This window comes from Streptomyces javensis (genome assembly GCF_039525925.1).
Classification (GTDB): domain Bacteria; phylum Actinomycetota; class Actinomycetes; order Streptomycetales; family Streptomycetaceae; genus Streptomyces; species Streptomyces asiaticus.
Genome location: NZ_BAAAIF010000026.1, coordinates 89,346 through 102,842 on the forward strand (window position 1 = coordinate 89,346; position 13,497 = coordinate 102,842).

14 protein-coding genes are annotated in these 13,497 nt (G+C 68.8%); 10 read left to right on the forward strand and 4 right to left on the reverse strand.

The genetic code is table 11. From position 1 onward, the window contains the following. Positions 1-8: 8 nt before the first annotated feature. A protein-coding gene (locus ABD329_RS23430) for an IS5 family transposase (RefSeq protein WP_246618492.1) occupies positions 9-805 on the forward strand; the annotation gives its coding sequence in 2 pieces (ribosomal slippage) (positions 9-344 and positions 347-805; 795 coding nt in all). Between the two features lie 543 nt (positions 806-1,348). Here ABD329_RS23430 and ABD329_RS23435 read toward each other — a convergent pair. Then, entirely contained in the window at positions 1,349-1,765 is a 417-nt protein-coding gene (locus ABD329_RS23435; protein WP_198277434.1) for a hypothetical protein, read from the reverse strand. 284 nt (positions 1,766-2,049) lie between these two features. On the opposite strand from ABD329_RS23435, the gene ABD329_RS23440 reads away from it, so the two are divergent. Next, entirely contained in the window at positions 2,050-4,800 is a 2,751-nt protein-coding gene (locus ABD329_RS23440) for an NACHT domain-containing protein (protein WP_198277435.1), read from the forward strand. A 185-nt stretch (positions 4,801-4,985) separates the two neighbouring features. On the opposite strand, the gene ABD329_RS23445 is transcribed toward ABD329_RS23440, so the two are convergent. Together ABD329_RS23445 and ABD329_RS23450 are read right to left on the reverse strand one after the other, a co-directional pair. Then, positions 4,986-5,144 (reverse strand): hypothetical protein, encoded by a 159-nt coding sequence (locus tag ABD329_RS23445; protein WP_246618495.1) that lies wholly within the window; start codon positions 5,142-5,144, stop codon positions 4,986-4,988. Further along, positions 5,126-5,434: a helix-turn-helix domain-containing protein gene (locus tag ABD329_RS23450; protein WP_246618488.1), complete on the reverse strand. Its 309-nt coding sequence runs from the start codon at positions 5,432-5,434 to the stop codon at positions 5,126-5,128. Before ABD329_RS23450 ends, ABD329_RS23445 begins: the two co-directional genes overlap by 19 nt. 677 nt (positions 5,435-6,111) lie before the next feature. Here ABD329_RS23450 and ABD329_RS23455 point away from each other — a divergent pair. The 6 genes from ABD329_RS23455 to ABD329_RS23480 all read left to right on the forward strand — a co-directional run bounded on the left by ABD329_RS23455 (position 6,112) and on the right by ABD329_RS23480 (position 10,148). Then, positions 6,112-6,570 carry a DUF6042 family protein gene (locus ABD329_RS23455; RefSeq protein WP_309142731.1) on the forward strand — a complete coding sequence of 153 codons (459 nt, stop codon included), beginning with the start codon at positions 6,112-6,114 and terminating at the stop codon, positions 6,568-6,570. Then, positions 6,567-7,130 carry a kinase gene (locus tag ABD329_RS23460; RefSeq protein WP_198277436.1) on the forward strand — a complete coding sequence of 188 codons (564 nt, stop codon included), beginning with the start codon at positions 6,567-6,569 and terminating at the stop codon, positions 7,128-7,130. Before ABD329_RS23455 ends, ABD329_RS23460 begins: the two co-directional genes overlap by 4 nt. A 77-nt stretch (positions 7,131-7,207) precedes the next feature. Continuing rightward, positions 7,208-7,828, forward strand: coding sequence for a zinc finger domain-containing protein (locus ABD329_RS23465; protein ID WP_198277437.1), 621 nt, complete (start codon positions 7,208-7,210; stop codon positions 7,826-7,828). 100 nt (positions 7,829-7,928) lie between these two features. Then, positions 7,929-8,240, forward strand: a complete 312-nt coding sequence (locus tag ABD329_RS23470) for a hypothetical protein (protein WP_198277438.1) — start codon at positions 7,929-7,931, stop codon at positions 8,238-8,240. Between the two features lie 232 nt (positions 8,241-8,472). After that, positions 8,473-8,997 carry an effector-associated constant component EACC1 gene (locus tag ABD329_RS23475; protein WP_246618489.1) on the forward strand — a complete coding sequence of 175 codons (525 nt, stop codon included), beginning with the start codon at positions 8,473-8,475 and terminating at the stop codon, positions 8,995-8,997. Beyond that, positions 8,994-10,148 carry a caspase family protein gene (locus ABD329_RS23480; protein ID WP_198277440.1) on the forward strand — a complete coding sequence of 385 codons (1,155 nt, stop codon included), beginning with the start codon at positions 8,994-8,996 and terminating at the stop codon, positions 10,146-10,148. The genes ABD329_RS23475 and ABD329_RS23480 overlap by 4 nt, the downstream gene beginning before the upstream one ends. Positions 10,149-10,495: 347 nt before the next feature. On the opposite strand, the gene ABD329_RS23485 is transcribed toward ABD329_RS23480, so the two are convergent. Next, positions 10,496-11,698 (reverse strand): IS110 family RNA-guided transposase, encoded by a 1,203-nt coding sequence (locus tag ABD329_RS23485; protein ID WP_198277441.1) that lies wholly within the window; start codon positions 11,696-11,698, stop codon positions 10,496-10,498. Between the two features lie 454 nt (positions 11,699-12,152). Here ABD329_RS23485 and ABD329_RS23490 point away from each other — a divergent pair, with 454 nt between their 5' ends. Further along, the gene (locus tag ABD329_RS23490) at positions 12,153-12,896 is read left to right on the forward strand and encodes a terminase gpP N-terminus-related DNA-binding protein (protein WP_246618490.1); all 744 of its coding nucleotides are present in this window, start codon (positions 12,153-12,155) and stop codon (positions 12,894-12,896) included. Further along, complete coding sequence (locus ABD329_RS23495; RefSeq protein ID WP_246618491.1) at positions 12,836-13,492, forward strand: Mu transposase domain-containing protein; 657 nt, start codon at positions 12,836-12,838, stop codon at positions 13,490-13,492. The genes ABD329_RS23490 and ABD329_RS23495 overlap by 61 nt, the downstream gene beginning before the upstream one ends. The last annotated feature ends 5 nt before the right edge of the window (positions 13,493-13,497 follow it).

Consider the following 13,497-nt stretch of genomic DNA (forward strand, 5'->3'; position numbering starts at 1 on the left):
GTGTGTTGATGGTCGAACGTCTGGTGCCGGAGGGGTTGTGGGAGTTGTTTCAGCGGGTGGTTCCGGAGGTGCCGACCCGTCCGCAGGGCGGTGGCCGACGTCGGTACGGAGATCGTGAGGTGCTGGCCGCGATCATCTTCGTGGCGACCACTGGCTGCACGTGGGCGCAGGTCCCGCCCGTGTTCGGCCCGTCCGGTGCCACTGCTCACCGCCGTTTCATGGAATGGTCTCAGGCGCGGGTGTGGGCGAAGCTGCACCGCTTGGTCCTGGATGAGCTCGAATCCCGCGGTGAGCTGGACTGGTCGCGGTGCGCGATCGACTCGGTGAACATGAGAGCCCTCAAAGGGGGGACCTGACGGGTCCGAATCCCGTAGATCGGGGCAAGAAGGGTTCGAAGATCCACTTGATCACCGAGCGGACCGGATTGCCCGTCTCCATCGGGATCTCGGGCGCCAACCTTCACGACAGCCAGGCGCTCGAACCGCTCGTACGCGGCATCCCGCCCATCCGTTCCCGGCGCGGACCTCGCCGCCGAAGGCCGACCAAGCTCCACGGCGACAAGGGTTACGACTACGACCATCTGCGCCGATGGCTACGGCAGCGCGGCATCCGACACCGCATCGCCCGCAAAGGCATCGAGTCCTCCAAGCGGCTGGGACGCCACCGCTGGACCATCGAACGCACGATGTCCTGGCTCGCGGGATGCCGACGACTCCACCGTCGTTACGAACGGAAAGCTGCCCACTTCCTGGCCTTCACCAGCATCGCCTGTACTCTCATCTGCTACCGCAGACTTACCAAATGAGATGACGTCTAAGCCGTCGACTGAGCTGCCCCGAGTTTCGTAGAGGCCGCGGCCTCTACGAAACTCGGGGCAGCAGCGCCCGCTGGTAGCCCGGCGAAGCGGCTTCACGTGTACGGACCGGTGCCTCGGGACCAGGCCAGTCGGCCGGAACGGGTCCTGGACCCGAGGATCGCAGCGCCCATCGAGCGGCAGAACTCGAGCCGCGGGATGCGCGAACCGGAGGAGGCGTTCGGCGACGGGCAGGCCGCGACCGAGACGCGGCGCCGTGTGGGACCGCGCCGTCGACGCCTGGATCGCCGAAGACATGGGAGAACTCGAAGCCGACTGGGACGACATCATCCAAAGCACCCTGGGAACCGACTGGGACGCCTACACCTACGTCTCCTCGATCGGCTGGTCCGCCTGACCTGACCCACAGACGTACGGCCCGGAGTCACTCCAATTGACTCCGGGCCGTACGCCGTCACGGTGCCCCGACGCCGAGCGCAGCATTTGCACGGCAATCTGCCGGACGTTTCGTCGGCGAAGACAGGGCGGGGCGCGTCAGCCGAAGTGGAGGTCGCCCTCGATGGTGCCGGCCTGGATCACGGGACCGCGGATGTCGCCTCCACTGACGGTGTTGTGCACGGTGGTGCCCTGTTCCGAGGAGTGTCCTACCGTCGCCAGCAGGGCACGCAGTTCGGCCTCCGCTGCGGGGTCCTCGCGAAGCAGAAGCAGCAGCCGCGCCCGCCACCGGGACTCGATCTCGGCGAGGGCCGCCCGGTCATCGCTGTTCGCGGCGACGACAACCGCCGCGCGGGCCTCTTCCAGCTCTGCGTCCGCCGTCTGCGTCTGACCGGGCCGATCACGCCCGAACAGCGCCCGCACCCGATCCCTGGCCATCGCCCACGCGTCGCCCGCCATCAGCTGCACCAGGGTCGTCGCCCCGGACACGGCTAGCGCAGTCAGTTCGGCGTCCACCGCGCCACCTCTGCTTCCTGCTGATCAGCCACGAACTTCTGGCGCTACCAGCATACTTGGCGCACTTCGGGGACGCGGACTATCGTGCTCGACCAGGAGACGGCGGAGGTGCGCGAGACGTGGGGCGAGCCGAGGGGAGCAGGTCCCACGACGTACACAACACCTTCCATGGTGACGCCCAGACGGTCATTCAGGCCGGTTCCATCGGCCGCGTGCACCTCTACGGGATCCCCTTCCAGCTAACACCCTTGTCCGGCTGGTCGGTCGTCCGGCGCTGTGCGGTCATGGCAGTCCTCGTGGCCCTCGGCGGCTTCCTGCTGAGTACGGGGCTCACCGCCACGACCGGACGGAAGGCGCCCTGGCTGGTCGTCACCGGGCTCGTGCTGCTCATGACGGCACACTCCGTGGGATGGGTGACCTGGCAGTGCCGTCAGCTATCCCACGGCCGCCACGAGAACACCCTGCGCGCCACGGTGAACGGCGTACTCGCCGGACTCGCCCGGGAGCAGGCCAAGCAGTGGCGGAACGAGACGATCGCGCGCCGCGTACAAGGGCCGCGCCTGGTGCCCGTGCTGTGCCAGATCGCCGAGCGCGACCTGTTCGACCACTGGTCTAACATCCGTACCGGCGAACGGAGTGACCTGCCCCTGCCCCTCGACGGCGATGTCGCCGAGATCGACCGGCTCTACGGCCTGGTGCCCTCCGGACGGCTGGTGATCCTGGGCGAGCCGGGCGCGGGTAAGAGCGTCGCGGCGCTCCGGCTCGGACTGCGGCTTCTGAAGCGACGAGGGCCGACCGACCGGGTCCCCGTGATCCTCCCCCTCGCTTCCTGGAATCCGAGCGAGACGGGCCTCTGGCGATGGGCCGCGCAGCGGCTCGCCACCGAGCACCCCGAACTGTCGGCACCGACCGGCTTCGGCACCGTACTGGCCGAGGAGGTGGCGAGCCCCGAGCGGCTCCTGCTGATCCTCGAAGGCCTCGACGAAATGCCCGCCGAGCGACGGGCCGTGGCCCTGCGGACGCTCAACGAAAGCCTGGATGAGCACACTCATCTCATCCTCACCAGCCGTACCGAGGAGTACCGGAACGCGGTACGCCGGACCGACGTACTCAGCACCGCGGCCGCCGTGACGCTCCAGCCGCTGACCGCGCGGGAGCTGAGCGAGTACCTGAAGACCAGCACCCGGCGGAGACGAGCGGACGGCACCGCGCAGTGGGAGCCCGTTCTGGGCCGCATCCGAGACGGCGACGATCCGCACGCCCGGCGACTGCGCGTCGCACTGTCCTCGCCGCTCATGCTCGGGCTGGCTCTCGCCGTCTACGGTGAGACCGACTCCGACCCGGTCGAACTGCTGGACACGGCCGCGTTCCCGACCAGCGCCGAGATCGAGAAGCACCTCATCGCGCAGTTCGTCCCCGCCGTCTACACGGCCCCGCCTGACGTGGGTAGACCCCCCCGCTGGCGAGCAGAGGACGCCAAACGTCACTTGAGTCGGCTGGCCCAGGACGCGGCCCGGCACCGCGCTCCCGGCGGCGAACTCGCCTGGTGGCGCTGGTATCCCGAGGAGGCGAAGGCCGCGACGGCGGTGGCCATCACCTTGGTCTACGGCGCCGCTGTGACCCTGACCGCCGCCCTGCCGCCACACGGCACGATCCAGTGGTGGGGCATGACACTTCCGCCCTGGGGCGCGCTGGCGCTGCTCGGTGTTCTTCCCCTGCTCGTCGCCCTCGTGGATGTCTATGCCACGGAGCCGGTCCCCGCGCGTCTGCAACTGCGCCGCCGCATGCCCACGATTGCCTGGCGCGCCGCCGGAAGCGCCGCCGGGGTCTGCTTCGCCTGGCTGAGCAACATGCCCACCACGAAGAATCCCTACCCGGCCGGCTTCCCTGTCCCCGTGGCGATCGCGTTGGGCGTCCTCTTCGTCGCTCGGGCCGCACCGAGCATGACAACAGACGTGGCCTCGGCCACTCCACGCTCTCTGCTGAAAGCTGACCGGGCGTCCGCCCTGGCCTTCGCGGTCAACTACTCCGTCACCGGGCCGCGCCGCTGGTGCCTGGAAGCGGTGGTGCTGCTGCCCATCGTGTTCTTCAACACCTGGAGCGACCACGCGGGAGCGGAGGTGACGGGCCCGGCGGAGTGGGCCACCGTGGTGTCGGGCGCACTTGTCATCACCGCCCTGCACGGAATCACCAACACGGCATGGGGCCGCCACGCCGCAGCGCGCGTCGTTCTGGCGGCCACCGGTCGGCTGCCCTGGCGAACGATGGCCTTCCTTGAGGACGCCCATGCGCGCGGTGTACTGCGCCAGACCGGCGGGGTGTTCCAGTTCCGCCACGCACGGTTGCAGGAGCACTTGATCAGCGAAGCGCCGCCAGTGCGGGACGGCGGGGTCCGTCTCCGCCTGCGGCCACGGGCCACCTGGCTGCTGGGTCGCTGGCCGGGCCTCCTCCTGACGGGAATCGTGCTGTCCGTCGGCAGCACCTACGTCGCGCAGTCCATCAGCCGGATCAGCCGACCGGCCGGTCCCTATGCCGATCCTTCGCCGGCCTGCTCCCTCCTCGACAGACACACGGTCGCCTCGGCCCTTCACGGGGATCCGGTGCGCGACCGTGAGGCGCGATGGATGGGCGGGCTGTACGGCCCCTGGCCGAGGCATGTTGACGCGTGGTGCAGCTGGCATACCGAGGCCAACCGCTCCGAACTGTCATGGGCCACCGAGACAAGCACACCCGACAAGAGTGGCGCCGAGATCGCGCGGCGCACTTTCGTCGGAATGAAGAGTCGGGACGCCCCGGTCCAGGCCGATCCCACGGCAACCCCCTGCGACTGGGACCACGAGTACATCTCCTCGTTGAGCGACCCCGGAGAGCCCGACGTCTTCGTACACGTCTTTCTGCTCTGCCGAAACGTCGTGTTCCAGGCCGACTACCACTCCGACACCTCAGCGGGTGCCCCCTCCAACGGCACCGCCGTGCTGCAACGACTGCTCCACCTCGCCGTACACAAAGCACTTCGCCCGGAAGAGGCCCGGTAGTCCTATCTCGGGCACCGGCCGCAATGTAGCCGTCCGTGAAGCTTGGGCCGTGGCAAAAGATCAGTAGGCCGCTGCGGGTGTGCGACATCCCGTGAGTCGTGCTGGAGCTGCTCACCGGACGAGAGATGGCCGAACGCGAAAGGCGCTACCACAGAAGGGCAGCGCCGTTGCACGGAAGCGGCCGGTCAGGACACAGCTTTGAGGTTCTGGCGGCGTTTGGCGTCCTCTCGGCGCCGACGCTTCTCTGCGAGCTGATCCTGGTAAGCCGTGACGGCCTTGCGGTAGTGCTCGACGAAGCCGGGGGAGTTCAGACGCTCGCTCTTCGTCATGGCCTTGACGGCCACGATGGGGCGTCCTCGGGGGAGAGGTAGGCGGCGAGCATGGCGTTGAGCTGGTAGACGCCGGGGCGCTTCTTCCTCTCCAGCTGCGCCAGGTCCAGGTCGCGCAGGGCCGCGTTCACGGCGGCCCGGCTCAGTCCGAGCATCTGCGCGAGGGTGATCTGGTCGATCTCGATCCGGCCACCCGGCTCGCTGTGGGCGCGCAGCTTCAGCAGCACGCGGTAGGCCGCGGGCAGCAGGTCCAAGTCGGCGACGACGCCTTCCGCGTTCACTGCGGCGAAATGCAGACCGCTCACTGTGTGGTCCCCTTCTCCTGGGCCCGCTCCCTGCGGCGCTCAGCACGCATCTTCGCCCGTTCCTCGCGCAGCCGCTCGATTTCCTGGCGCATCCGCTCCAGTGAGGGGAAGCGCACTCCGCTGGCCTCGGTTGGTCCGGTCGGATCGACTTGCCGGGGTGGAGCGAAAGCTGTGCGGCCCAGGCAGTTGAGGTTCGCGTGGCGGAGCGGGGAGGGCCGGGCCACGTCCTCGTCCGCACGTCATGCTCGCGCGCGGACCAGGCGAGATGTTCTTCCCCTGGACGCGGCCCGGGTCAGGTGACGGTGATGGCGCTCGTTGAAACCGACCACCCCCTGCTCGGGGGTGACCCCACACATGCTCGATGGATCTCCCCACCCACGGGCCGCCTGACCTGCGGCCGGACGCCACACGGGAGGGGCCGCCCGATAGCCAGCCAGGTCCAGGGTCGTGACGAGCAGTCCAGGATGGGCGAAGCCCAGCGCGAAGCGCCGCCGAAGGGCGTCCTTGACGGCTCGGCGCGACCCGCACACTCCACGAGCGGGCGGCCCCGGCTCGTCACCTGCGAGGCGCTCGCTTTCACTCCCCACTCGGTTGAGGAACAGAGCAAGTGGGGCGACGAGTAGCCCTGGCCGAATCCAGAGATCCTCATCACCGCCGGCTACCCGGTGCCCCGGACCGTGCGGGACCTGTCCGAGCTCTACCTGACATGGGGCCTGGCCAGCCGCGAGGAGACACCGGACGGCACCCGGTGGTCGATGCCCGCCGCGCTGCCGCTGCCCGGCGACCTGCTGCCCCTGGACGCCGACCTCACCAAGCGGCTCGACTGGATCCGCTGGACCATGCGCACCGGCCCGCTCGTCAACGCCCTCATCAACCACCTGGTCGACGATCTGGACGAACCGAACGAGGTCCTCACCTCCCTGGACCGGCTGGCAGCCGCCACCAGCCAGGACACCGACGACGTCCGCCTCGCCCTCGCAGAACTCGTAGAGGCCGAGGACGCCCAGGTGCAGCGCGGCCAGGAGCCGGCCGACGCCGAACGCCTGGAGGCACACCAGCGCTTCCGCCTGATCATGAACTGGGAGCACCTCCACGAGAACCGGATGCAGCTGAGCATCAAGGGCGACGACGCGTGACCTGCAGCGCGCCGGGCACGGCGGGAACGCCAGACACACGCCTGATCGTGCTCCGCGGCAACAGCGCCTCGGGCAAGTCCTCCATCGCGGCCGGCCTGCGCGAGAAGTTCGGCCGCAACCTCGCGATCGTCGCCCAGGACAACCTGCGCCGGATCGTGCTGCGCGAACGCGACCGGCCCGGCGGCGCCAACATAGGCCTGATCGACCTCACCGCCCGCTACGCACTGGACAACGGCTTCCACGTCGTCGTCGAAGGCATCCTGTACGCCAACCGCTACGGCACGATGCTCCAGGACCTGGCACGCGCCCACCAGGGCGTCACACGGTGCTACTACCTCCACGTGCCCTTCGAGGAGACGGTGCTCCGGCACGCGACGAAACCAGACGCCGAATACCTCGCGCACGTCAACGAGGACCACCTACGCGACTGGTACCGAGAGAAGGACCTGCTCCCCAACGGCCTGGAGACCGTCATCAACGCGGCCAGCACCCTGGACGACACGGTCCAACAGATCCTCTCCGAGAGCGGCCTGGACGGCATTCTCCCGATCGACCGCTGACGTCCCATAAGGCGCGCCACCGCAGGTACGGTTAGCTTCACGGCACGCAGGCACACACCACCGGACCCAGGGGGCCAATGGGCGTGGAGAACGGATCGCAGAGCATCCCGTGGGGCGGCGAGTGGCGACGCCACCTCCGCTCCGACGCCGAGATGGATCTCGTGCGCTCGTGGATGCGCCGTGTCGAATGCCCGACCTGCAAGACAGCCGCAGGGCGGGCCTGCCGCACTGCGGGCGGCCGCCCGACCAACGAACACCGTGCACGCCGTGACGCCGTCGGCCCCATCCCGTACGCGAAGTGGCGAAAGGAGGGCCTCATCCCGGAGCAGCGGACGTACACGATTCCGGCCGTGCTCAAGGAGACGGAGAAGGCCCGCGCCGACTTCAACGTGGACACCGCCCTGGCCGACGGTGTGGCGATCGTCCGCATGTTCCTCGCCGACCGGCTCGGGTTGTTCCTCCAGGGCGAGGAGGCCATGGACCGCATCGACGACGCCGTGCGCAAACTGATCGAGGTCCGCGGCCCGGTGGGGACGGCCGACGTGGTCACTGTCCTCGCCAGCCAAGTCGCCTCGCTGCTGGCTGCGAGCGCTGGCCCCGATGGCGATCCGGAGGTCCTGTTCGACACGATGATCCGCGCGCAGATCGACATGGTCCGCAGGATGAATGCGATCGAGAAGGAACGAGCCGACGGCTGACCGGCCGGTCAACACTGATGTAGTGCCACCCACTAACCTCCTGCTGATGCAGTACCAACCTGCACGCTGGCGGTGTCCCGTTCGAGCGAAGGGATGAGCTGTGGCCGACCGACCTGAAATCGTCTGCATCTGCGGCTCTACCCGGTTCGTGGACGAGATGCGTGCGGTGAATCGTGATCTGACCTTCGCCGGAGTCATTGTTGTCGCGCCAGGCGAAGCAGACGAGTTGATTACCGACAAGCAGAAGGCGGCGCTGGACGCCCTCCACCTGCGCAAGATTGACCTGGCAGACCGGGTTCTGGTCGTCAACCCTGGCGGGTACATCGGCGAGTCCACGAGCAGGGAAATCGACTATGCCCACGCCATCGGCAAGCCGATTTCGTTCACCGATCCCGCCCCCGCTGCAACGTAGTTCGCCGGGGGAGCACCCTGAAGATCCCGGCCTGGGTCCGGTGCCTCTGGCCCCGGACAGCGAAGGACCCCGGACCGCCCGTGCGCCCTGGGGTCCTGTCGCCGGTGTCGCTGATGTGGGGGGTAGTTGGTGTGTGGGGTGGTGTGTGAGCTGGCGTGTTGGTGATGGGTTGATAACTGGGGCTGGTGGGCTGTGGCTGCTGTGGCCTGGGGCTGTGTGGGCTTCAGTGGGAATGGCCGGGGTGTTGTGGGTGGCTTCTGCGTCTAATAGCCCGGTTGTTGTTTTGCCTGGTCAGGGTTGTTTTGCCTGGTCAGTGGGGGTGTTGCCCTGTAGCGGTTTTCTTGACCGGTTGTGCATTGTCGTGGGGTTGGGTGCACGGGGTCAGGGGAGGGCGACGGTGCGGTTAGAGGTACGGGTCGGGTCGGCTGCGGTGGAGCTGCGGTCGTTGCAGGGCTGGTTGCGTGCGGATCCTGAGGTGCGCCGGTCGGCCACGGTTGAGGTTCAGGGGGGTGTGCCTGGGCCGGGGGAGATGGGCACGGGGCTTGATGTGCTGCAGTTGGTGACGGGGAATGGGTGGAGTGCGGCGTCGTTCGTGCTGGCGGTGGTGGCGTGGCGGCAGTCCCGGCCGCAGCGGCCGCGGGTGGAGATCCGCCGCGGGGACACGGTCGTTGTCCTCATGGACTGTTCGCAGGAGGAGATCGAGCGGGCGGTCCGGGCGCTTGACGCCGCCGACCCTGATGAGGGTGGCGGTCGGTGAGCGTGCTGCCTGATCCGGGGGCCTCGCGGGCGGTCCTGGTGGGCACGAGCCGCTATGAGCATCTCGAGCAGTTGCCGGCCGTCTCGAACAATCTGCGAGCTTTCGCTGACCTGCTGTGCGGTCCGCTGTCCCTTCAGCTTCCCGCCCGGCATGTGACCGTCGTCGAGGATCCGGTGGCCGCGCACACCGTGGTGGGTGCGGTGAGGCAGGCGGCGGCCGAGGCCACCGATACGCTGGTGGTCTACTTCGCCGGGCACGGTCTGGTGGATGCTCAGGATCAACTCAGTTTGGCCCTGCCGCACACCGAGTTCGGCCGTGTGGAGACCGGTCTGCCGTATGACTGGCTGCGTCAGGTTCTCCTTCTGGACTCCCAGGCGGAGCGTCATGTCGTGATCCTGGACTGCTGCTACAGCGGCCTGGCGCTTGGGAGGATGGGCGCCGGGTCGCCGCTTGTCGACCAGGCTGCGGTGGAGGGTAGCTTCCTGCTGGCGGCCGCGGCTGAGACCCGCACCGCCCTGGCGCCGGTTGGGCAGACGTATACGGCCTTCACCGGAGCGCTGCTCGAGACGTTGCGCCGTGGGATACCCGGCGGTCCCGCGCTGCTCGATCTCGCGGCTGTCTACCGGCACGTGCGTCTGATGTTGGAAGCCCGGGGGCATCCCGTTCCGCAGGCCCGGGACCGCAACAGTGGCGCCCAGGTCGCGCTCGGGCGTAATCACGCGGATCTTCCCGCCGTGCCGGCCCCTGCTGCGCCCGGTGTGGATGCTGGTGGGCGGCCGTGGCCGGATCCGCGTGGGATCCGTACAGTCACGGGGTTTTTCACGGCTCTGGCGGATGTACGCGTGGTGAGCGGTCTGACTCAGCAGGCGGTCAGTGAGCGCTCGGCCGGACGCATATCGGCCGGCGCCGTCAGCCGTCTGCTTAACCGCAGCACGCTTCCCGCCACCTGGAGTACAACGGCCGCCTACCTCTTGGCCTGCGGCGTTCCCCGCGATCAGATCACGCAGTGGCAGGCCGTATGGCAGCAGCTGCGCGCGCGAGCCGCGTCAGCCCAGGCGTCGGGCCCGGCAGCTTCCGAGGGTGGCGAGCCGGAGAAGAAGAGGGCATGGCCGGGCCGTTTCTCGGTGTTCCGCCGTGAGCGGGGTTATTGACCGGATACGGCAGGGGCCGAGGAGGTTGACGGCTGGCGGGGTGTCGTGTCCGAGTCGTCGGACTCGTTGCCGAACAGGGTGTTCCACCCGGCGATGGCCACAACGGCGACCGCCAGGACAAGGCCCGTGGACGGCTTTTTCCATCGGCTCGAGGCCGTGGACGGCTTCACGTAGTGGCCGGCCCGGTAATGCCCTTTGCGGTTTTTCGCCTTTGCCACAGCTACACGTCCCCGTTCGGTGCGACTGCTTTGTCGGGCAGAGTCTCGCAGCGATCGGTCCGTGCCGGTTCCTGAACGGCTGAGTACGGCTGATTCCGCACGCTGCGGGGGGTGCCTCTATGTGTTTCGTCAAGCGAGGCAGGGGGTTCTGGGTTCGTAGAAGGTGCCGTCGCGGAGCATGGCGAACAGCACGCTGATGCGGTGGCGGGCCAGGCGGAGAAGAGCCTGGGTGTGAGTCTTTCCGCGGGCCCGGCAGCGGTCGTAGTAGGTGCGGGAGGCTGGATCGTGCAGGGCTGCGAACGCGGACAGGAACATCGCCCGTTTCAGTTGCCGGTTGCCGCCTCTGGGCGCGTGTTCGCCGTGGATCGAGGTCCCCGACGACTTCGTCGTCGGGGCGAGGCCGGCGTAGGAGGCCAGGTGGGCGGCGGTGGGGAAGCTGGTGCCGTCGCCAACGGTGACCAGCAAGGTTGCGGCGGTCCTGACCGCGACCCCTGGCATCGAGGTCAGGACCGGGGAAAGAGGGTGTGCCTCCAGGAGGGCCGCAATCTGTGTTTCCAGGGATCGGCGCTGTTCGTGGACAGCGGCGAGCGAGCGGGCCAGCGAGGGGATGACGACGTCGAGGGTGCCAGTGCCGGGAACGACGACGGTCTGCTCGTCGAGTGCGTCGAAGACCTCGTCGATCAGCCGGGCGGCCATGCGCGGGGCCTTGGGTCGAATCGCCTCGACCAGTCTGCGTCGGCCGGTCTTTCGCAGGGCGGCCGGGGATCCGTAGCGTTCCAGCAGCCAGGTGATGGCCTGGTGGTCCAGGCGGGGCCCGAGGACGCGTTCCAGGCTGGGGTGGAACTGGGTGAGCAGGCCGCGTATCCGGTTGGAGGTGCGGGTGGCCTCGGCCGCCAGGTCTTGGTCGAAGCCGACGAGCACGGTCAGCTCGGCGGTGATCTCGTCGGTGAGTTCCAGCGAGCGCAGGGTGTGGGGCATGGTGCGGGCTGCGTCCGCGATCACCGCGGCGTCCTTCGCGTCGGTCTTCGCCTCGCCCGGGTAGAGGTCGGCGATCCGGCGCATGGCAAGGCCCGGCAGGTAGGCGACCTTGCAGCCGACGTCCCGGGCGACAGTCAGGGGCAGGGCTCCGATCGAGGCGGGCTGGTCCACAATCACCAGCACAGTGCCGAACTTCGCAGCCAGCTTGTTGAACACGGCCCGCAGTCTCGGTTCGCTGTTGGGCAGCTGCTTGTCGAAGACCTTCTTGCCGGCCGGAGTCAGCCCGTGCCCGTGATGGGCGCTCTTGCCGACGTCCAGGCCCAGGAAGACGCCCACATCGTCGATGTCGTCCAACCTGTCCTCCAGAACAGGGCTTGTGCGGTGCTGGCCAGGGCGGTAGTGCCGTACGCGCGCATCCACGTTATGCAGACCTGCCGCCCGCAAGATGCCGGGCATTGCGCCAGGCCGGGCGGTAGTCGGACCTCTCATCAGCGTCTCCAACGGCACCTCCCAGGCCCGGTGACACCACCCCCCAGGTCATCCCTTCGACAGGGGGGAACAGTCATGCCGGACCCGGAGGCCAGCGGCCCCGTTGCAGGACCGCCAAAAACATAACGGGGGGGGCTGATGGCGATATTTGAAAATCCCCACACCGTGCTCAGCGGTAGGGCAAACCTGCTCGGTTGATCTCCCCACCCTTCGTGTGATCTTGGTCGGCGTGTCGGGATGGCCGGGTGGAGCGATGGCAAGCCTGCGTGGGCAACGAGCGGCCTCTTCGGAGGGCTGAGTGCTCACGTGGGAGGAAGACGTGGATGCGCACGCGCTGCGTCGCCAGGGTTGGACAATCTCAGCGATCGCCCGGCATCTGGGCCGTGACCGCAAGACGATCCGCGCCTACCTGAACGGCGAGCGCGTCCCCCAGCAGCGGCGGCAGGCCCCGGACGCGTTCGTGCCGTTCCTGGACTACTGCCGTCAACGCCTCGCCGACGACCCGCACTTGTGGGCCTCGACCCTGTTCGACGAGGTCGTCCAGCTCGGCTACGCAGGCGCCTACTCGACCTTCACCCGAGCGCTTCGCCGCTACGAGGTCCGGCCCCACTGCGAGCCATGCCACGCCTCGCAGGGCCGGGACCGGGCGGTGATCGAGCACCCACCGGGCGAGGAGATCCAGTTCGACTGGATCGAGCTTCCTGACCCACCCGCTGCCTGGGGCGTCGGGGCGAACGCGCACCTGCTGGTCGGGGCACTCGCGCATTCGGGCCGCTGGCGGGCGGTCCTGGCGGAGTCGGAGGACTTCCCGCACCTGGTGCAGGCCCTCGACGCCGTGCTGCGCAAGCTCGGCGGTACCGCGAGAAAGTGGCGGTTCGACCGGATGGCGACCGTCTGCTACCCCTCCAGCGGCCAGGTCACCCGGCGTTCGCCGGGGTCGCGAAGTTCTACGGCGTCCAGGCGGCGATCTGCCCGCCGCGGCGGGGCAACCGCAAGGGGGTCGTGGAGAAGGCCAACCACTCGGCGGCACAGCGGTGGTGGCGCACGGTCCCAGACGCGCTGACGGTCGAGCAGGCCCAGTCCGGCGTCGACAAGCTCGCCGTCCGGATGGATGAGCGCCGCCGCAGCGTCGACGGCGTCAAGGTGACCGTCGCCGAGCTCGCCGATGCCGAGCCGATGCTCGTCCTGCCCGCGCTGCCGTTCCCGGCCGAGTTGGAGGTCGTCCGCAGGGTCAGTCCGCAGGCCCTGGTCTCCTTCGAGGGCAACCTCTACTCGGTCCCGCCCGGGATGCCGGGAGCCCAGGTGACCGTCCGGCACCGGCTCGGCGAGGACTACCTGCACATCGTCACCGCAGGCCGGGCGGTCGTCGCCCGCCACGAGCTCGCCCCGCGCGGGGCCGGGCGGAAGGTCCGCGACAGCGGGCATGTGATCGCGCTGGAGCGGGCGGTCCTCGCGCAGGTCAGCGACCGGGCCCCATGCAAGACCAAGACCCGCCGGCCGCTCTCGCCCGCGGCCCTCGCGGAGGCCGAGCGGCTGCGGGGACAGGCCCCCAGAGCCGGCTCGGCCGAGCGGGTCGTGATCAACCTCGACACCTATGCCGCCGTGGCCGACCGGCTGCGGACCGCTCCGACAACACCCAAGGAGGAACCCGGCGAGTGAGCACA